Genomic DNA, 19,622 nt, shown 5'->3' on the forward strand with positions numbered 1-19,622 from the left:
GCGAGCAGCAGGACCTTGAAAAGCTGTCATGTGCAGATTAGCTGTTTTGTGAAGTTCGAGAGAGTAAACCTCGATACAGATCAAGTATATCTACAGTTGCCAACAAATACCCGTCAATACAAACGCTCCCCCTTTCATCCGCCAGCGACGATGAAAGGGGAAGCAGAGACAAAAGTCCAGTATTGATAGATAAACGGCCTGAATAATCCAGGAAAAAATTTCTATGGAGTTAGTTGTTTTGTATACACAACCAGGCGTTCAGTAGTCTGGTGCTCCGCTGGTATCCATACGCCTGCGCAAGTAATCAGATTCAAGAAATTCCCATTTTTCTGACCAAAGATCTGCTCAACCGGAGCCTCATCATGTTTATAACTGGCCACTTTCGTGACTTTAAAACGCACCGTCCGACCAGTTTTCTCCTTGACAGTGACAATATCGCCAATATGTAATTCCCGTAAGCGCCAGAAGACCGCCGGTGCCCCCCCGGGACGATCTAAATGGCCATCAATCACTGCCGAGCCTGTCTGACCCGGTGAGGGACCATCCTTATACCAGCCAGCCCCCTCCCAGCGATTACGGGTTGGCACTTCCATTAATCCATCTGCATTCTTACCCACTAACTCAACGGGAGCATTAATGCCGATTGCTGGAATAATCAAATGGGCGCCAGCAGACATAGAGATGCCCTTTGGGGTAGGTGAAACAGCCGGATGAGGAGAAGGAACGACCTTTTTCACCGTATGCTGTTCCACTGTGTGTTGGACAGAAAGGATACTGCTCCATGCCCAGATTCCCAAACCAATACTTAGCATTACAAACAGAAAAGCCAATAAAAACCAGTAACGCTGTCTTGTATGCATCGTATATGCACTCCTTTGCATCAATTCGCTAATGATTGTAAATAACAACACATCATCACCCCCGGAAAACCAGGGGTGATGATTGTTAGTCCATCACATGGACGGCCAACAGAAAATGCCAGGTGAACATAGATTCATACTGCCAACTTCCATTTGCGCACCCACATGACCCACCATCAATACCATCCAACCTATCTCGTGCCAGGATCAGATCCTGTCAGAGGCAAGCCAGGATAGTTATGATGCTGCTGCTCATGCTGCTGATGATGGTTTTCGGAATGTACGTTCACACTTTCGTTGTTGTTATTGTTGTTGTTGTTAATCTCGTTGTTGTTGTTGTGATGATCATTGTTGTGATGATCATCATTGTTCTGGTGATCATCATTGTTCTGGTGATCATCATTATTGTTCTGACCGCCACCCGGGACATAGATCGTATAGGCCGCCGAGTTATTATCCGTAGTCACATCACCCGGAACATCCACGGTCGCCGTACCGGTCAAGGAAGGCCCAGCATCGTCCGTGATCTCACCAGTGATGGTGATCACCGGCAAGCTCTGGTTCGCATTCAGCGGATCCGTGCCCGTATAATGCGCATCAATCACTGCCGGACTGGTTTTATCACTGATACTAAACTGCCAGTTTTCACCATAAGCATGGATATTCGTGAGCCCCAAAGGAATGACATCCTCAACCGTGATCGTACTGGGATCGCTGACTGGACCTGCATTGCTCTGATTAGTAACCACCAGGAAGAAGGTAACTTTATCACCCACCTCATACTGATCACCCTTCAGACCACTCTTGATAATCTGCAAATCAGGAGGAGTGCTTGTCGGTGCCGTCCCGGATGATGGAGTACCAGCAACCGCTGTCCCATCTGGGCTTCCAGATCCCGTTGGAGTACCAGCAACCGCTGTCCCGTCTGGGCTTCCAGATCCCGTTGGAGTACCAGCAACCGCTGTCCCACTCGGGGTTCCTGATCCCGTTGAAGTACCTACTGGTGTCGCGCTAACCACCGTACTCGTTGCGACTATTGTCGGCGATGGTGTGGTGGCCTCTGTACCCACGGCGACTGGAGTGCCAGATGCGGGCTGGACCACAGTTACCGTATCATAACTACTATTCGTGCTCGGGCTCGGATCATCACTGGAGCTCACAATGGCCGTATTGGTGTACGCCGGCACGGCATCAGCGGTAAACGTGCCAGTGATCGAGATCGGCGGCAGATTGGTGCCTGGAGCCAGCGGATAGGTGCCGGTATAGGTCGCCAGCACCGCTGCCGGGCTGGTGGTGTTAATCGTGCTAATGGTCCAGTTCAAACCCGTGGCCGATACGTTGGTGAGACCAAGGGGCAGCAAATCAAACAGCGTGACCGGCTGACTCTCCGGGCCTGCCCCGGGCAGATTACTGATACTCAGCACATACGTAATTGGCTGACCCACATTGAACGTCGTGCTCCCACCCAGATGGGACTTGGAAATGAACCACTGTGGTTTTAAGCGCGGTGTGCCCGTCGCCGTAGGCGAAACCGACACGGTTGGCGTGGTGGCTACCGTTGTTGGCGTGGTGGCTACCGTTGTTGGCGTGGTGGCTACCGTTGTTGGCGATGGGGTCGTTACCACGGTTGGCGAAGTCTCCGTGGTGGCTACCGTTGTTGGCGATGGGGTCGTTACCACGGTTGGCGAAGTCTCCGTGGTTGCTACCGCTGTTGGCGTGCCGGTACCAGTTCCAGCCTGGCTCACGGCCACCGTATCATAACTGCTATTCAGGCTCGGGCTCGGATCATCACTCGAGCTCACAACAGCTGTATTGGTGTACGACGGAACGGCATCGCTCGTAAACGTGCCAGTGATCGAAATTGGCGGCAGGTTGGTGCCCGGTGCCAGTGGATACGTGCCGGTGTAGGTCGCCAGCACCGCTGATGGGCTGGTGACATTGGTCACGCTAATGGTCCAGTTCAAACCCGTGGCCGACACATTAGTCAGACCAAGTGGCAGCAAATCAAACAGGGTGACCGTCTGGCTCTCAGCGCCCGACCCTGGAAGATTAGTGATACTCAGCACATACGTAATTGGCTGACCCACATTGAACGTGGTACTCCCACCCACATGGGACTTAGAGATAAACAACTGTGGTTTTAGGACTGGTGTGCCTGTCGCCGCTACTGGCGTTGCTGGCGCCGCGGTTGGTGAAGTCTCCGCTGTTGCTCCTACCGTTGGCGATGTCTCCGCTGTTGCTACCGCCGTTGGCGAAGTCTCCGCCGTCGGAGGTGGCGGCGAGGCTACAGCTGTCGCTGTTGGTGTTTCATTCTGAACCGGAATATGCGGAACAAATTTTTTCTTGGGATCCTGGGGTTTTGTCGTTCCCAGATGAGGCTGAGGGAATGCATGAATCATGCCTCGACCATGAGAATAGCCCACGGCCTGGGCACTGGCAAAAAAGCCCGCAAACACAGAAAGCTGACTACCTAAAAGTAGTAAGCACAGCAGGAAAGCTCGAAATAACGAGCCAAACGTAAGATACTTTCTAACACGAGGAGGTTGATGCATCACTAAGAAACCCTTCTTCCACTATACTGATTACCAATGAAAGTGATGACTAGCACGAATTATCATATACCCAATTACACTGCCATTTATACCTATAAAGCAGCTACCCATCATGCTAGGTTCAAATCAAGTATACAGATAACCTCCAAAAAAGGGTCTTTGGGGTACAATACGCAAAGATAATATATTTATATGTATTTCTTGTTTTATCAATGATATTTGGCTTGACGTTTAGACTAAAAAGTTCTACCAGAACTCCATGAGAAGTTCCGTTCAAAGAAAGACGATGAATCAATGCGTCATCTCTGCCATCAGGATGGTACAATTTGAGGCAACTTTGGCTTTTTGCGAATGATGGGAAAACGTGGTGCTTTGCCAACTTTTGCTCCTTTCATCCGGCCTTTCGATTTTCCGCGTGGTTGTGGTGGCCGGGCAGGAGTGCCCAAACGTGCCAACAATTTGTGCATCCCGCGCCGCACCTGTTGGGGGGTTGGCTTGCGCTGTTTGCTTTCCCATGGTCGCCGTTCTGCTTCAACCACGTCACGAGCCAAGACCAGATGATTGTGCGCGATCGCCACAATATGGCTCCATCGCTCAAACTGTTCTGGGGTCCGCAAACGTGGTTGTTCCCACAACAAGCATTGCTTGTCAAAACGATAGCCATGCTCTTGCCCAAAGCGCAGCACATAGCCCAGTGCAATCTGGGTGACATCAGCTTCTTGATCCCCAATCCACACAAACCAGCTCACGCGTGGATCACGCTCTTTGTTGGTCGCATGAGGTCGCACCACCCGCAAAACGGTGACGTCCAGGTAGCGTGCCTGCTTGACATGCATGTGTTTCCACCAGGTGACTTCCACCGGACGCTCTTTCTCATCGGTACCTTTCCATACTCCATCTGGATCCTGATGCGTTGCTGGATCTTTCGGTTGCAGTTTGTCACCATCTTTGCGTGGACATCCTTTTTTTCCTGTTGGAGGTGGCGCAGCTCGGTAGAAGCAGCGATTGCTTTTGAGACGACCCAACACCTCAACCTCCAATGCGCTACAACGACACCACAACCAGTTGGAATCATACCCCCGGTCCAATACAACAATGACCTGCTTGGGCAAATAGGGTACCACTTGCCTGAGCTGTTCTTCTGCGACTTCGATGGCGGTGGTCTGCGACGCCACCCGTTGTTGGTCCAGAATATAGGTCCAACTGCTCACTGGCTCTGCCAAAGCCACGACCGTCGAGAATTGCCACCCAAACGTGACTGGCTTCTTGCATTCTGGCAGATTATGCATATGTTGTGCCGTACGATCGGCCGACGTTACAGCAGCCGGGCGTGCAATCTTGCTGGCATCAATGCCAATCCAGAGCCACTTGCCCGCATCGGGTTTGGGCAGATAGCGTGCCAGAATCTCTCGCAGGCGCTTCTCATCGATACGCCCATCTTCAAACGCCTCATACAAACTAGCCCAGGTGCGTTCAAACAAGGGCGATTGCGAGATCTCTGGAAACGATGTCGCCTGTATTTCTGTCATCAGTCCATCAATTGTATTAAACAATGCATCCTTCGCTCGTGGAAAACAGTCATAGATGTCGTGACGAAATTGTCGCAATGTGTTACTGTTAGTCATGCAAGTAAAATTCCTTGTGTTGTAATTATAAGAAGAACTTTACTTGATCAGGCCGCCCGCCGCAAGGTGGGGGGCCTTTTTGTCTGATTTAGTCTAAACGTCAATTTGGCTATAAATCTGGATAATTCTGTTATTCTGTGCGCATCATTTCGTGCTTTATACACGAGAGGAATGTACGAAGAGAGCAGTCACATGCTCACTTCCCTCTCATAATAAGTAATCGTCCATTTGTAGAGGTCAAAAAAAGGCGCAGTACTATCTGCGTATCGGTGCTGGCAGCCCACTTTGTGCCTTGACATAGGTTGACATGAATGGTATAGTTCTGGTGTCAATAAAAGTGAGAATGATTATCATTATTAGGGTGACCTAATATACAGCAGATAAAGGGGGCAAGACTATGAAGGAGAAATTGAACGCGAACGCGCAGGCGGTCCTGGACATGGTGCGTGCAGCCAATAATCATCCGACGGCCTCCGAGGTGTATGACGCGGTAAAGGTGGTGCGCTCCCACATCGGACTGGCCAGTGTCTACCGTATATTACATAGTCTGGTTGAGCAAAAATATATCAAGGAGCTGAGACATAGTGACGATACCTGTCGCTATGATGGTCATATTTCACGACATGACCATGCAATCTGTACTGAGTGCGGGGCTCTATTAGATGTGCCAGTAGATATTCCGCTCACGCAGGAAATGCTTGAACAGGCGGCCCGGGCGACGGGCATCGAGTTGAGTTCACATGAGCTCAGGCTCTATGGTCGCTGTCCTGCCTGTAGCCAGAAGCAAAAACAATTACTACAAGTATAAAAATAGAGACCTGAACTACTTTCTTATCTTCCATTTGAAGGCAGCGGAGTGATCTTTGCGAAGCTTGCCCTCTAGAAGAGATCATTCCGGTATACAAGGAGATTGTCGCATGGTGCAAGAGAAAAATAATATGGATCGACCAGAGGTACAAATAGAGCAAGCCGAAAAAGTGACAGTGCGAGAAGAGGTTAGTGCGATTATCAGCGCCATCCGCAACAATGACGATACCTCCCATGATTTTCTCCTCCGCGTCGTTCAGCCAGGCTTAGCTGGCCTCATGGATGGCTCGGTCTCAACACTCGCCCCCATCTTCGCCACAGCCTTTGCCACCCATAATCCTTTCACGGCATTCCTGGTCGGCATGGCATCAGCGACCGGAGCAGGCATCAGCATGGCCTTCTCCGAAGGACTATCAGACGACGGCACCCTCACCGGCCGGGGAAGTCCTGTGGTTCGTGGTGGCATTACCGGCATCATGACATTCATTGGCGGAGCCCTGCATACCCTACCCTTCCTGGCAAGCAATATCCAATCCGCACTGATACTGGCCTATGTCGTTGTAGCCGTTGAGCTCGTCGTCATCGCCGCCATTCGCCATCGTTACTTCAAAACCCAGTGGCTCAAATCCATGATCCAGGTTGTCGGAAGCGGAATCCTGGTTTTTATTGCAGCCATGATCTTTGGTAATGCCTGACCAGCACAACATGCAAGAAAGTGCCAGAATATGGTAGCATATAATCAGGGATGTAGATGCATCCCTGTTTTTTATCGCGCATCCCAACGAAACCGCTTGTAGTACCAGTTACGTGTTACACATAACGCATGGCAAAGCCGCTACGCAGAATTCCTGAACACCAAGGAGCATTCTTATATGGCACACGAACAACGCGCACTACCGGCCCTACCCTTTACGTTTCCTTCAATAGTTGGAGCGGCAGCGGGAGGAATAGCCACCATTCCGATGAGCCTCTTTATGCTGGCCGCGCACAAGTTTCTACCAGACTGGCAAAAAGACGCCTTACCACCCGAAAAAGTCACTGGTGAAGTCGCAGAGCGAGCGAATATAGATCTGAACAAGCCAGCCTTACTCGGAACGACCCTGACCGCCCATCTCGGCTACGGTGCCAGCATGGGATCTCTCTATATTACCTTTGCCAGCAAGTTGAAGCTTCCCCCACTGCTCAAAGGCAGTCTTTTCGGCGTAGGGGTCTGGGCAGCAAGCTATATGGGATGGCTACCAGCGGGAAAATTTTTGGCCGCTGGAACCAACGAAACGCAAGAACGTAATATGCTCATGATTATAGCCCATCTTATCTGGGGAGGAGTTACTGGCGTCGTGGCCGATCAGCTAGAGAAACAACTAGGTACAAAGTAAGCAGACCTATTCCATCTTTTATCAATATCTGGAAATTTGCATACTATAAAACTCTTCAACAATGTCAGACGTGCTATATGAGGAGAGAATTATTATAGGCGCAGACCGCCAATAATCAAAGGAAAGAGTGCTAGTGCTATGCAGTTAAACGTGGCAAACAACACCCTCTATCTCAGTATCGAACTGCCTTACCTGATTATTATTATTGTCATCATCATTGTTCTCTCACTTCTGCGAAGAAGATGAGAAAGGGCATATGAGCAAAAATCACATCGTATAGCGCCGAGAAAAGAACTGTCGATGGACAATTCTTTCTAGCGCTATATTTTTTGCTGTCCTGCGTTGCTCAGATTGACCTCAACAGTGCAATAAAATACAATACGAAACAGACATGAATGCTACAGACAACAGGCACATCAGTCTGATTGCCTGTGTTTAACTATAAGGAGGACCAATGCGTATTCGTAAAGCAGTGCTACCAGTGGCAGGTTTAGGGACACGTGTACTCCCAGCGACCAAGGTAGTGCCTAAAGAGCTACTGCCGATTGTCGATAAGCCGACACTGCAATATATCGTAGAAGAAGCCGTAGAAGCTGGAATTGAAGAGATTATTTTCGTCACCAACCGCAACAAACGCGCCATCGAAGATCACTTCGACACCTTTCCCGAACTGGAACAGACCCTGGAGCGTAAAGGCAAAAAGAAGGAGCTGGAAGCGGTCCGTCACGTCCAGGAAATGGCAAAATATGTCTCAATCCGCCAGGCTGAACCGCTGGGACTCGGCCACGCCGTACTCTGCGCCCGCGAAGTGATTGGAGATGAGCCCTTTGTTGTGATGCTGGGAGACGAGATTTTTGCTCCCGAAACGCCCTGCCTCTCAAAACTAATCGAGATCTATGATCAATATCAGACATCCGTGCTCTCACTCTTCTCAACTCCACGCGAGCTCATTTCATCCTATGGAATTGCCTCGGTAAAGGAGAAAGAGCCTTATATCTATCAAGTCAACGACCTGGTAGAGAAACCAGCCCCTGAAGATGCGCCCTCTGATTTCGCGGTTGCGGGCCGCTATCTGGTCACACCGGATATCTTCCCCATCCTTGAAAAAACCAGACCGGGTCGCGGTGGTGAGATCCAATTCACCGATGCCCTGCTGGAACAGGCCCGTGCAGGCAAGTGCCATGGACTTCATTTCACAGGTCTGCGCTACGACATGGGTACCCCCCTTGGATTGCTGACCACCTCGATCGCCTGGGCATTGCGTAATCCAGATATCGCCCCTGCATTACGTGATTATATGCAACAGGCATTACAAGAAAAATAAATACCAATATGCAGGTGGCCTTGTCCTCGATTATTGTTACGATAATCAAGGCCAGGGCCACCTGCGGAGATAATCGACCTCAAGGGCACAGCGGAGATAATCGACCTCAAGGGTCGAACCTACGTCTCGCGTATATTTATGCGTTTTCTATTTTTCATGATCGAAAAATGAGAGGGCTGAACGCACCAGCACTTCGACGCCGATGGGCAGAGCATCCTCATCAATATTAAAGCGAGGATGATGATGGGGATAGCGCGCTCCTTTTTCCTGATTCTGTGCACCCACAATAAAGTAGCAGCCAGGCACGGCATTTAAGAAATAGGCCATATCATCCGCTCCGGTGGTAGGAATCTCATCACCAGTATCAACCGCGGACTCACCAACACTGGCAACGGCAGCCGCATGCACCAGTTCAGTCATAGTCTCATCATTCACGCAAGGTGGACAGCCACCATACACCTCAACATCACAGGAACCGCCCAATGCCACCGCAACCCCATTAGCAACTTCCTGGATGCGCCGGGTCAGATACGCACGATGCTCGGTCGAAAAGCCCGCATGGTGCCACCCAGTTCCGCCGTCTCGGGAATAATATTAAAGGCTGTACCGGCATTGATGGTGCCGATCGTGACCACAGCAGGACTAAAAGGAGAGGTCTCGCGACTGATCAAGGTTTGCAGGGCCGTGATGACATGGGCAGCAATCACAATCGGATCCACCGCACCATGAGGCATAGCCCCATGTCCGCCACTGCCATGGACCGTCAGCTTTAATTTGTCAGCACTGGCAAAAACCGTACCGGCACGCACACCGACGCGACCAATAGGATAATTGCTGATCAAATGCAGTCCGATCACACCATCCACATCATTCATCACGCCAGCCTCAACCATAGGCTCTGCACCCCCGACCACCTCTTCCGCAGGTTGAAAAATAAACTTGATATTACCTCGCAACTCGGAGCGCTTTTTACTCAAAATATCCGCAACCGTCAGACCAATGGACGTATGACCATCATGACCGCAGGCATGCATCTTCCCATCGACCTGAGAACGATACTCAACCGTCGTCAACTCATGAATCGGCAAAGCATCCATATCGGCACGAATAGCCAGCGTCTTCGCATCCGAGCCAGCCTGCTCGCCGCGTAGCAGACCCACCACACCGGTTTTCGCAATACCCGTCTGCACCTCAAAACCCAGAGCACGCAAGCGCTGCTCAACAATACCAGAGGTACGCACCTCCTCAAACGCCATCTCTGGATGCTCATGCAGATCGCGACGCATCGCCACCAGATCAGGTACACGCTCATCAATCTCGCTCTTCAAACTATCGGGTTGAAATACTTGCATGCAAACCTTCTTTCACTCACAGGATAGAATCGTCTGAGATCCTGGCACATTCAAAGCAAGAAGCGGATAGATTGCCAGGATTTTTTGTACTATTATCGTAACATATGAATTGAGATGTTTCCCAGCATTCATACCACAAGCCGCAATTCCCGCACTTGCCCGGAGAAGCTATGAATATTTCACATGATGAGCAACGCCGGGTTGCCGTAGAAGCATCTGTGTCGTCAGTCTTGGAGATAATGACGGGGAAACCCGATTATATGGGGAAATAGCCAATCTGCCAGGAGATAAAAAGAAAGCCAGGGCCAGTGCTACCAATCCAGTAGTTGCCCTGATCATCCCCGGTCACCGCGTCGTAAGAGGAGACGGAGATACAGGAAGATACCGCTGGGGGTATCGAGCGCAAACGCCGTCTCCTCACGCAGGAGAAAACCGATTCCTAGACCAATATCATTCAGTATTGATATATAGTGATAGCGAAATCAGCGAGGGTGGAAAGTCTTCCCATCATTAACGAAGAGGAAATCCCGGTCACCGACATGGACAATCAAATTGATTTTCCCTTGCTGGTTAACAACACTCCCGGTGACGGGAATGAGGTCCTGGCCAGAACCATCTAGAATAGGGCCATTAAAGATACGCATTTTTGAAGTATCGCCGCCCGGAATTTCATAAACTTGAATATGTCCGTGAAGATTAATAAAGACAAAGTGGGTGCGATGCTCAGTACTATCATTATGCCCAACCACAGCATCGAGATGAGCGGTACGAGGATAACCATAGGCCATATCTTGTTGGAAGCCCTGCCACCATGAAATCAGTGAAGTCAAGCCGATCAGAAGAGCCATCGCCACAATCATCCCAAAGATCAACGTAGGATAAAAGCGTTTTTTAGCCGGACGCCGTTTAGGGGCCGGGGCATTGCGAGGCACATCTACCGTTCTGGACGGTCGAACTGCACTGGAAGCAGCGCCACCTGGTTGCCGAGTGGGATACACAGACTGAGTCTTTGTCGTATTTCCACTTGAGCGACGACGTTGAATAGAACTGGTATTCTGGTTTTGATAAACCAGAGGATCATCCATAGTCTCATATGGCTTATAGCGACGAGTGCTACTCGGCATACGAGTCACATAAAGATCATCACGATCCTCAACATCGTAATAGGCGGGCTGCCGGCGGGTATAAGTCGTTCCCATTACGATTCCTCCTTCTAGATAGATTTTTTAGAACAAACGTTCTCATTGATAAGTAGTATAACAGAATAGATGTACTCGTCAAGCGTTGGGATTTGGCTACTCTTGATGAATCAGGTAGAGCAGATATATAAGGTAGATATCATATATGAACCCAGATGAGGACTATCCTGCCTGCCTTGAGCAGGACTTAATAATAGTCTAAATGTATAAAAGAAGCAAATATATCACCAATAAGTCCACTCTCTCTACTGATTACAGATAGTACAAAAGGAAATGAAACTCATAGTGAACTAAAAATGAAGAGGAAAGAATGAAAGAGGGAGATGCCCCGTGATGGATCCACTATCTTTATTATCCTCGCAAAGCCGTTTTCCCTACTAGAAGAGAAACAAGGAGCATCTCTGCTTTTAGTTTAGCACGCCCTAGAAATCAACAAAGTAAATATAGATTTTTTCTACAAAATCGCGCTGACGAATCATGAAGTCAAGAGATAGATACACAGATGCATATCCATCTCTTAAAAAGGATTAAGCAGAGATAAAGGAGACGCCAGGGCCCGGTCTGAACTCAACATTCGTGATCCGTGAATAATCAGGACCCCAGTTCAGATTACTGGCAATCACATGGCCATTACCCTTCACGCTCTCAACCACCGCCACATGGCCAAAGGCAGAGGCACCTTGCACGCCTGGCTGTAAGCTGATAATAGCGCCAACGGAAGGAGTCGCAGAAACGCGCCAACGGAAATCCCGAGCGCGAGCCGTCCACTGATAAGCATTCGCATTTGTGGTCCAGGGAACAAAGATACCATGTAGCTGGTAATAGCGCTGGCTAGCCCACCAGGTACACACACCAGCAGGAAAAGGATTGCCTTTACCATGAATGGCCCCCACAACAACAGGATGATTGCCTGTGGGACCCCCTTTAGCGACCGTGGTATTGCCATGACCCTGTATACAAATATGCTGATTTACAAAAATCCGATTGGGGTCAGACAAATGATTATAGGAAGTCAGTTTCTGCCATGTTGTTTTATGACCAGCGGCGATAGATCCCAGTGTATCACCACCACGTACCACATATGTCTGATCATTCTTTGCGCAAGAGGCCTGAGCCAGAGCACCAAATACTGCGGGTGCAAACGCGCTACTCAGCCAGACCACGCCTAAAACAGCTAACACAATCACATGACCAACAGCAATACTCAACTTACGATGTTGATTCACATACAACCAGATCCGTCGACTCTTTTCAGTAAACAACAAGTGAACATCTCCTCTAATCGACAAAACAACACAGGTGTAGATACCTGCTCCCTTAAATAAATGCGTATCGATATATATAGTACCGCATCTTCAGCCAGTCATCATGAAATACAGTGAAACATAGGAAAAAAGGAGGATACAGGGTGAAGATTTGTCAGTTCTCTTTTATGAGAATTTAATACGGGAAAGAAATGACCGCAAAAAAGCACAAAAAAAAGAGGCCAGACGTTATCTGGCCTCTTTTAGGAGAAATGTCTAGTTGTAACTAATGAAGTATGTACCGGTGCCAGGACCAACACGGAACTGAGAGTAAGAAACAACACCCAGACCACCCCAGTTCATTTGGCTGACCAGAACCAGACCAGGGCCCAGAATTCGCTCAACAACCGTTACGTGACCGACAGCACCCGCACCCTGTGTCCATGGGCTGATCTGCATAATAGCGCCAACGCGAGGAGTAGTAGAAACTTTCCAACCAAACTGATAAGCGCGAGCGGTCCACTGATAGGCATTCGAGTAAATTGTCCAGGGAACATAAATACCATGCAACTGATGATAGCGCATATTAGCCCAATAGGTACACTGGCCCCAGGGGAAAAAGTTTCCCGCACCTCGAATTGCCAGCGCCTGAGTCTGCATAGCCATCGGAGCAGTTTGAACATTACTTACAGTATTGACATTCGCTTTAGCCGTAGCCTGGGTAGCGGTATTGACGTGTGACTTAGCCTCAGTCTGAGCAGTAGTACCAACAATACCACCAAGCAACATCAGAGCAAGAGCAGCAATAATGACAACCTGTCCAGCGACTGTGCGGACGACTCGATGTTGGGATACAAACTGCGAGATGCTATTTGTTTTCGGCATAGATAGTGAATCTCCTTTTAGATAAGTGTAATCTTAAATCACCATACATATATGTAGTATTAATCACCATACATGTGCGTAAATTTAATCACTATACGTGTGTACAATTTCAATTACCAATATGGTTATTTGGAATGTACCGACTTGATGTATTTATATTAGCGCATACTCAGATGAAACACCATGAAACACTATGAAACTTAGTACCAATTAGCTATTAAAAATACGACAAGCAGTCGACATAGCCTCAAAATGGTCATATTGATTGCACTCACAGTGTATACATATAGAGTAATTAAAGTAATTCACAGTAAATAACCCGTGTGGAAATAAAAATCACAACGGGAGAATACATAGAGGGTCATCAACGCAAGAAAAAAAGGTCAACCAAAAAGAACCCCCAGTACCATCAAATTTCCGCGCAACAGAAAAAAGGCCCCCAAAAGGGGTTGACGGGAATTCGAGAACATGCTATATTATTGCCACGCCAAGATAGCTCAGTCGGTAGAGCATAGCACTGAAAATGCTAGTGTCGTCGGTTCGATTCCGTCTCTTGGCATCTGTGAAACATAAAGAAGCGCGTCAATCGGCTCTAATAGCTGATCGACGCGCTTCTCTTTTTGGCAAAAAATGGCATTTGATACCAAAACTGACGCCAAAACAACCAATAATCCACACTTGCTCACAAGGAAGAATATCTCTGAGAAAGAAATATTCTTCCTTTTTCCTGGCTGCGAATAGGAAACAGAGTGATCAAACAGTGTACAGGAAGCGGGATCATTGCTCCTGGTCGTCGTCAAAGAGCAGAGAGGGCTTGCCTGGCAAGGCAGCTCTCACGATGGGTAGCATAGCTCCTCTCGGCTGCGAGGAGTCTAGAGCTGGCATGACCAAAGGGCCAGGGGCAATCAAGAGTGTATCGTTGGCCAGGTTGTTATTAGGGTTGCTATCCCCGGCAATTCCCACGGTCGCAGTCTGAACCAGGAAAGATCCACTGGTGCCATTCACCGTCCCGGTAATTGTAAGCGGTGGCAAGCTTGAGCCTGCCAGCAGGGGAGATGGTCCAATATAGGTCGCGGACACGAGAAGCGGGCTGGTGGTCCCGGTCGTGATAATAGACCAGTTGGTGCCCACCACGGAGACATTCGAGAAGCCCAATGGGATCACGTCGATGACCTGAATTGATGAAGGATGTGCAATCGGGCCTGATTGCGCCGAGGCGGAGACGCGCAGGGTTTCCGTCACCGTTTGCCCGGGCAGAAAACTCCCTCCCCCTGCGTGATTGAGTGTCACCGCTACATCTGGCCATGGCGTGGGCATTGGGCTTGGAGTGGGTGTTGGCGTTGGGCTTGGAGTGGGTGTTGGCGTTGGCGTTGGGCTTGGAGTGGGTGTTGGCGTTGGCGTTGGGCTTGGAGTGGGTGTTGGCGTTGGCGTTGGGCTTGGAGTGGGTGTTGGCGTTGGCGTTGGGGTTTCCGTTGGCGTTGGCGTTGGGCTTGGAGTGGGTGTTGGCGTTGGGGTTTCCGTTGGCGTTGGCGTTGGGGTTTGCTCAAGCTCGAAGGCACCCAGATCGCAGGCTGGCCCTTGTGGACGAGAGACACCACGCTGGTCAGTTGGAACCTGGCAGCTTGCTGGTGGAATACGATCGAGAGCCGGACTACTTGACAGCAGCGCGATGGTCTGGGTTGGCCCTCCATTATCCTGTAAGCCAGCGAGAGCCAATTGTGGATTGGTGTTTTGGAGATCAGTACTGGCAGTAAAGCTACAGTCTGAGCCGTTCTCCAGGTTGTACCCCTGATCAGTCACGGCACCAAGACAATTTTGCTGTCCAGCCGTTGTGGTGAAAATACTTTGCGCTACATTCACCGTACCAGCATAGTTGTAGATACCGCCACCATAGGTAGCAGTGTTGTTAGCTATGGTGCTGGCGCTGATGGTCAGTGGGTCATTGCTATTGTAGATGCCGCCACCACCATAGGTAGCAGTGTTGTTAGCTATGGTGCTGGTGCTGATGGTCAGCGGGCCATCGTTGTAGATGCCGCCACCATCATAGGTAGCAGTGTTGTTGCCTATGGTGCTGGTGCTGATGGTCAGTGTGCCATAGTTGTAGATGCCGCCACCATCGGTGGCAGTGTTGTTGCCTATGCTACTGTTGTTGATGGTCAGTGTGCCATCGTTGTAGATGCCGCCACCATAAGTGGCAGTGTTGTTGCCTATGCTACTGGTGCTGATGGTCAGTGTGCCATAGTTGTAGATACCGCCACCATTGGTGGCAGTGTTGTTGCCTATGCTACTGGTGCTGATGGTCAGTGTGCCACGGTTGTAGATACCGCCACCATCGGTGGAAGCGCCATGGGCAATAGTAAGTGAATTGAGGGTAAAATGGATGCTGGTATTGACATATAATATCCGGGCGGCATTATTCCCGTCGAGGGTGACTGTTTGCCCGGTGCCGTCAAACGTGAGATCTTTAGCGATCGTCACAGTACTGATGAGGACGATAGTTCCATTACACTGAAACTTGATGGTATCGCCAGCCGCAGCGCTGGCAATGGCGGTCTGCAGATGTGCCTGGTCGCACGTGGTCACCGGAATAAAGGCGTGCCGGCGGGCATAGCTGATACTGGTTCCATTCAAGACCCACAACAGATTTATCAGCACTACAAGCATGAGGTGCAGATATCTTACATTACGTTTCTGCCAAAAATTTTTGCTCATGTCAGTTCTCTTCCTCTCCCACATATCAATAAAAAGCTCTTTGCCTCCTCCAGGCAATGCCACTGGTTCCTTTCCTCTGCCATCTCTGATGCAAGCCTCCTGGTACGCTGAACGGGTGTCTGCGTAATATGGGATCAGGCGGTGCGGCGCATAGGGTCCGTTTGTTGTCGTTCGCGCTGACACATCAACCATACTACAAATCTCAACAGCAACGATATAAATAGTTGGAGGTCTCATTTCTGGTCCTGTTCATTCAGGCAATGCTGCCCCTTTTCAATATAGTGCTGTGATTAAATGATCGCTTTCAATCGGACATTTTCTGTTTTATTGTATAGAGACATTGGTGCGCACACCCCCAGCTCGATCATCCTCAACCCGAAGGTGGGGATTGGGACTTGCCATTAGTAAAGAGATCGTTGAACGACATGAGGGACAAATGTGGGTGGAATCGGTGGAGGGAAAAGGCACAATTTTTTTTGTCAGCCTTCCCGCTCAATGTGAGCCGGAAAAAAGTCCGTAGGGATACGGGATACGTAAGTAGAAGTAGAAACATAGGACATCTAACACGAGAGCAATGAAAGGATGCATTATCAAATGCAAGAGCGCGAATTGAAACCGTGCCCGGAATGCGGAGGTCAACGCGTACCCGCCTCTGTTCTGGGCAATGCCGCAGTAGGAGTAATGCCCGGCAATCCTCCTACGATAAGAGATGTGTTGATTAACAATCCTCCGGCAGGCACCTCAAAATAGCGAATAAAATTTATGGCTCGTACAACCCGTAAGGACCCCCGTTTCGATCAACCTATGATCCCGAATACGCATCGCTCTAAACTCCGAGCTATAGTCTGCGTTGATTGTGGTTATACAACGCTTCATGCAACGAACCCGGACAATCTCTTGAAAGGTTAAGCGTGCCTGCACTTATCTCAAAACAATAAGTCTGCTCACAAGCTGTTCAGAAAAACAATCCAGAGCAAGTGATCCAAAAATGCGCTGGGGGCGTAGTACCCAATAGAAAAATGAAAGGAGCCATTAAATACAATGGTAAACATTCAGAAAAATGCTGCATTAGCTATTGGTATTGTTTTTCTCTTAATTGGTATCCTCGGCTTTATTCCAGCTTTAACGCCTGGTGGGGCATTATTGGGCATCTTTATGGTCCATGGACTCCATAACATCGTTCACCTTCTATTCGGTGTGCTGGGTATTGCCGCAGCCTTGCTCGGAGCAGGTCGCCTCTACAATAGAGCTGTAGGTATTATCTACCTGCTGCTAGCCGTCCTCGGCTTCATTCCAGCACTTGTCCCAAATGGTATGCTGCTCGGTCTGGTGATGATCAACCTTGCCGACAACATTCTTCACCTGGTAATCGGTGCGGCACTGGCATACGTCGGATTTGCCCTGCAATCCCGCCGTGCAGCAGTTCAAAACGCCTGAAAAGCATATTGCTGATCACGCATCCGCAGCAACTACAAAATGGAAGCATCAGGAGAAACATCTCTGCTCAAGAGATGTTTCTCTTTTTTTCTGATTAATAAAAACACAGAGGTCAAGCAATACAAAGCAAGTAGCATACATCTATTTACACAAATACGCCTGTTATTTGTTATACTAAAAGCAATAAAAGGAGATAAATATATATGCCATATCTGGAGACACTAGAGTTAGTGAAACCTTCCCCCGAATATGGACCTCAATATCTTGCTATGGTTGATGAGCATATAGAAACGGGTGAAGAGTATGGGTACAACAATATTGCGCTGGCACGAGAAAACTTTGCCGCATTTGTGCAGGAATTGGAAAGAAGAGGCCCGAGGCACTGGCTCCCGCAGGGATTCCAGCCCAGCAGACCTACTTCTTAGTTAAAGATAAACAGATGGTCATTGGAGAAATTCGCTTCCGGCCAGCAATAACAACGCCTTACGAGAAATATTCCGGCATATCGCTTATAATATTCGTCCAACACAGCGTGGCAAGGCCATGCCACCTACCAGCTTGCACAGGTCTTACAAGAAGCCAGGAAGTTGAGTCTTCCATTTGTCACATTGACCGTCGAGAACGAAAATCCTGCGTCAGTCCGTGTGATTCAAAACAATGGTGGCAAACTGCTACGGCTAATTGAGGATCCTCTCGGTATACGGGTAAAAGAACAGGACGGTAAATGGGTCGTAGAAGATTTCACGCAAACAGGTGTCAGAGCTAGCCCTCTATGTAATCGGAACTCACCCCTTCCTTCTCGTAATCATTCATTCAGGTGATCCCTGCCATCTCGTTGATAGATGGCAAGCACCGTTAAAAGACAGATCCAGAAAGAGTGTGGGAATATTATTGTGGAGCGGGCATAAAAAAAGAGCCGCAAAATATGTGGCTCTTTGTAGTGACATAATAAAATTATAACATATTCTCTCGCAGATTTTCAAGGCAATTTGCCAGCAATTTTTCCACTTTTTGATTTGCATCAACCATTAGATGCACTCCGTATACTCATGGTGATAGGATTTTTACTGTCAGGGATGGCAGAAGTATTAGTAAGCGGTGTATGCAGTTGCATACAACGTAGAGAGAAGGTTCCTGACATGAATATCAGTAATGGACAAGTAGACCAGCTTCTCAATTCACTTCCCTATCAATTGACAAAGACAAAACTGGTAGAGATAGCTCGTCAGCGTGGTGTGAACGACCAGGTCATTAGCATGATGGATAAATTACCAGATAAAAAATTCAATTCAGCTGATGAAGTTAAAAGCGCCGTCAGCGGAATTGGTAATCTGGGAGGATTCAAACTTTAACTTTTCTACTGCCATAGCGAATAGCAAAGAGAAAAAAGTTAAAGTTAAAGTTCAGGGCGCGAGATCGATAGAGATGAGTGTAGCCTGGCAACACTCAACATCTTCCACCTCAAGGCTACTAACCTTCCGTTAAAAGGAGAGCGAAAACCCCTTTCGCTCCTCCTTTTTTTCTGGCACGCTTTAACTCCCCTCAGCCTGCCAGAGTTCAGATCTGGCAAGAAGCAGACGCGCAAGTTCACGGGCCGCAGATGAAGTATGTTGTTCCTGGCTAAGCCAGGCTGAGCATCTTCAACTGGGACTAAGAATAAAAGGCAACAGAACAGCAGGTAAACGCAACAGGTGGAAGGGCATCATGCCAGGTCGTAATTCCTCCAGGGAGAATACTGGAGGGGCAACCACATAACTACCTCGCCATAGGTAACAATCCCCTGCCCCAATTTATCAGTGGTCGTACACAGGGTTAAAGTCCGGGTACAGGTAAAGTAAAGTTGCCAGCGACCATGCTCCGTTCTTACCATCGCAGTTCAGGGACACGACATAGAGGCTTGTCGCGAATAATGTTCAAGGGAGCCACCACGCAGAGGATCAATCTCAATGACCAGCAACCCATCTCGGTCGCGATACCAATATTAACGTGTTCATCCTCCTCATACCAACGCCGCACAATTGTGAAATCACTAGTTGCCAGTCGAACATCTTCCTGATGCTGAATATGTTGTCCTGGGCGAATACAACGTACATGGCCACACAGACAAGAACCAGAAGCCGTCACGCCATAAAGAGGAGGACACGCCAAACCACTACTATGCATGTAGTTCCATGCAGCGTCCTGTAAGCGACATACCGGTGGATAAATGTATGTGTTGTGGGTGTGTGAGACGCACAGTCTGTCGCATT

At 48.9% G+C, this 19,622-nt stretch carries 20 protein-coding genes and 1 tRNA gene; 11 read left to right on the forward strand and 10 right to left on the reverse strand.

The genetic code is table 11. The features are described from left to right. Nucleotides 1–221: 221 nt before the first annotated feature. The 3 genes from KDW_RS09350 to KDW_RS09360 all read right to left on the reverse strand — a co-directional run bounded on the left by KDW_RS09350 (nt 222) and on the right by KDW_RS09360 (nt 5,037). Complete coding sequence (locus tag KDW_RS09350) at nt 222–860, reverse strand: class F sortase (protein ID WP_162005086.1); 639 nt, start codon at nt 858–860, stop codon at nt 222–224. A gap of 191 nt (nt 861–1,051) precedes the next feature. Next, nucleotides 1,052–3,412, reverse strand: coding sequence for a hypothetical protein (locus tag KDW_RS09355; protein ID WP_151755708.1), 2,361 nt, complete (start codon nt 3,410–3,412; stop codon nt 1,052–1,054). Between the two features lie 311 nt (nt 3,413–3,723). Then, nucleotides 3,724–5,037 (reverse strand): NF041680 family putative transposase, encoded by a 1,314-nt coding sequence (locus tag KDW_RS09360; RefSeq protein WP_151754673.1) that lies wholly within the window; start codon nt 5,035–5,037, stop codon nt 3,724–3,726. A 397-nt stretch (nt 5,038–5,434) separates the two neighbouring features. Here KDW_RS09360 and KDW_RS09365 point away from each other — a divergent pair, with 397 nt between their 5' ends. The 4 genes from KDW_RS09365 to galU all read left to right on the forward strand — a co-directional run bounded on the left by KDW_RS09365 (nt 5,435) and on the right by galU (nt 8,544). Further along, a complete protein-coding gene (locus KDW_RS09365; protein WP_151755709.1) occupies nt 5,435–5,845 on the forward strand; it encodes a Fur family transcriptional regulator in 411 nt (136 codons plus the stop codon). A 109-nt stretch (nt 5,846–5,954) separates the two neighbouring features. After that, a complete protein-coding gene (locus KDW_RS09370; protein WP_151755710.1) occupies nt 5,955–6,539 on the forward strand; it encodes a VIT1/CCC1 transporter family protein in 585 nt (194 codons plus the stop codon). A gap of 177 nt (nt 6,540–6,716) precedes the next feature. Beyond that, nucleotides 6,717–7,220, forward strand: a complete 504-nt coding sequence (locus KDW_RS09375; protein ID WP_151755711.1) for a DUF1440 domain-containing protein — start codon at nt 6,717–6,719, stop codon at nt 7,218–7,220. Nucleotides 7,221–7,674: 454 nt separating this feature from the next. Further along, nucleotides 7,675–8,544, forward strand: a complete 870-nt coding sequence (galU, locus tag KDW_RS09380; protein ID WP_151755712.1) for a UTP--glucose-1-phosphate uridylyltransferase GalU — start codon at nt 7,675–7,677, stop codon at nt 8,542–8,544. 147 nt (nt 8,545–8,691) lie between these two features. On the opposite strand, the gene KDW_RS32760 is transcribed toward galU, so the two are convergent. Continuing rightward, nucleotides 8,692–9,033, reverse strand: a complete 342-nt coding sequence (locus KDW_RS32760; RefSeq protein WP_198925230.1) for a M20/M25/M40 family metallo-hydrolase — start codon at nt 9,031–9,033, stop codon at nt 8,692–8,694. 35 nt (nt 9,034–9,068) lie between these two features. Further along, nucleotides 9,069–9,896: a M20 metallopeptidase family protein gene (locus KDW_RS09385; RefSeq protein WP_198925231.1), complete on the reverse strand. Its 828-nt coding sequence runs from the start codon at nt 9,894–9,896 to the stop codon at nt 9,069–9,071. A 277-nt stretch (nt 9,897–10,173) separates the two neighbouring features. Here KDW_RS09385 and KDW_RS35850 point away from each other — a divergent pair, with 277 nt between their 5' ends. Further along, the gene (locus KDW_RS35850) at nt 10,174–10,410 is read left to right on the forward strand and encodes a hypothetical protein (RefSeq protein WP_371876250.1); all 237 of its coding nucleotides are present in this window, start codon (nt 10,174–10,176) and stop codon (nt 10,408–10,410) included. Here KDW_RS35850 and KDW_RS09395 read toward each other — a convergent pair. The 3 genes from KDW_RS09395 to KDW_RS09405 form a co-directional block, all read right to left on the reverse strand. Continuing rightward, the gene (locus KDW_RS09395) at nt 10,379–11,095 is read right to left on the reverse strand and encodes a hypothetical protein (protein WP_151755713.1); all 717 of its coding nucleotides are present in this window, start codon (nt 11,093–11,095) and stop codon (nt 10,379–10,381) included. The two genes, KDW_RS35850 and KDW_RS09395, sit on opposite strands and share 32 nt — an antisense overlap. 527 nt (nt 11,096–11,622) lie before the next feature. Then, nucleotides 11,623–12,360 (reverse strand): COG3942 and LysM peptidoglycan-binding domain-containing protein, encoded by a 738-nt coding sequence (locus KDW_RS09400; protein ID WP_151755714.1) that lies wholly within the window; start codon nt 12,358–12,360, stop codon nt 11,623–11,625. 255 nt (nt 12,361–12,615) lie between these two features. Next, entirely contained in the window at nt 12,616–13,224 is a 609-nt protein-coding gene (locus KDW_RS09405; protein WP_151755715.1) for a CHAP domain-containing protein, read from the reverse strand. A gap of 486 nt (nt 13,225–13,710) precedes the next feature. Here KDW_RS09405 and KDW_RS09410 point away from each other — a divergent pair. Continuing rightward, a tRNA-Phe gene (locus tag KDW_RS09410) sits at nt 13,711–13,783 on the forward strand. A 218-nt stretch (nt 13,784–14,001) separates the two neighbouring features. Here the strand turns inward: KDW_RS09410 and KDW_RS32765 are convergent. Then, nucleotides 14,002–15,936 carry a choice-of-anchor Q domain-containing protein gene (locus tag KDW_RS32765; RefSeq protein WP_198925232.1) on the reverse strand — a complete coding sequence of 645 codons (1,935 nt, stop codon included), beginning with the start codon at nt 15,934–15,936 and terminating at the stop codon, nt 14,002–14,004. A gap of 343 nt (nt 15,937–16,279) precedes the next feature. On the opposite strand from KDW_RS32765, the gene KDW_RS09420 reads away from it, so the two are divergent. The 5 genes from KDW_RS09420 (at nt 16,280) to KDW_RS31625 (ending at nt 18,725) form a co-directional block, all read left to right on the forward strand. Then, nucleotides 16,280–16,456: an ATP-binding protein gene (locus KDW_RS09420; RefSeq protein ID WP_233097661.1), complete on the forward strand. Its 177-nt coding sequence runs from the start codon at nt 16,280–16,282 to the stop codon at nt 16,454–16,456. 74 nt (nt 16,457–16,530) lie between these two features. Then, a complete protein-coding gene (locus KDW_RS31620; protein WP_162005088.1) occupies nt 16,531–16,686 on the forward strand; it encodes a hypothetical protein in 156 nt (51 codons plus the stop codon). 291 nt (nt 16,687–16,977) lie between these two features. Further along, nucleotides 16,978–17,373, forward strand: coding sequence for a DUF4383 domain-containing protein (locus KDW_RS09425; protein WP_151755716.1), 396 nt, complete (start codon nt 16,978–16,980; stop codon nt 17,371–17,373). Between the two features lie 203 nt (nt 17,374–17,576). Next, nucleotides 17,577–17,798 carry a hypothetical protein gene (locus KDW_RS09430; protein ID WP_151755717.1) on the forward strand — a complete coding sequence of 74 codons (222 nt, stop codon included), beginning with the start codon at nt 17,577–17,579 and terminating at the stop codon, nt 17,796–17,798. A gap of 714 nt (nt 17,799–18,512) precedes the next feature. Then, a complete protein-coding gene (locus KDW_RS31625; RefSeq protein WP_162005089.1) occupies nt 18,513–18,725 on the forward strand; it encodes a DUF2795 domain-containing protein in 213 nt (70 codons plus the stop codon). Between the two features lie 511 nt (nt 18,726–19,236). Here KDW_RS31625 and KDW_RS09440 read toward each other — a convergent pair. Continuing rightward, nucleotides 19,237–19,536 (reverse strand): hypothetical protein, encoded by a 300-nt coding sequence (locus tag KDW_RS09440; protein WP_151755719.1) that lies wholly within the window; start codon nt 19,534–19,536, stop codon nt 19,237–19,239. Between the last annotated feature and the right edge of the window lie 86 nt (nt 19,537–19,622).

Source organism: Dictyobacter vulcani (genome assembly GCF_008974265.1).
Classification (GTDB): Bacteria; Chloroflexota; Ktedonobacteria; order Ktedonobacterales; family Ktedonobacteraceae; genus Dictyobacter; species Dictyobacter vulcani.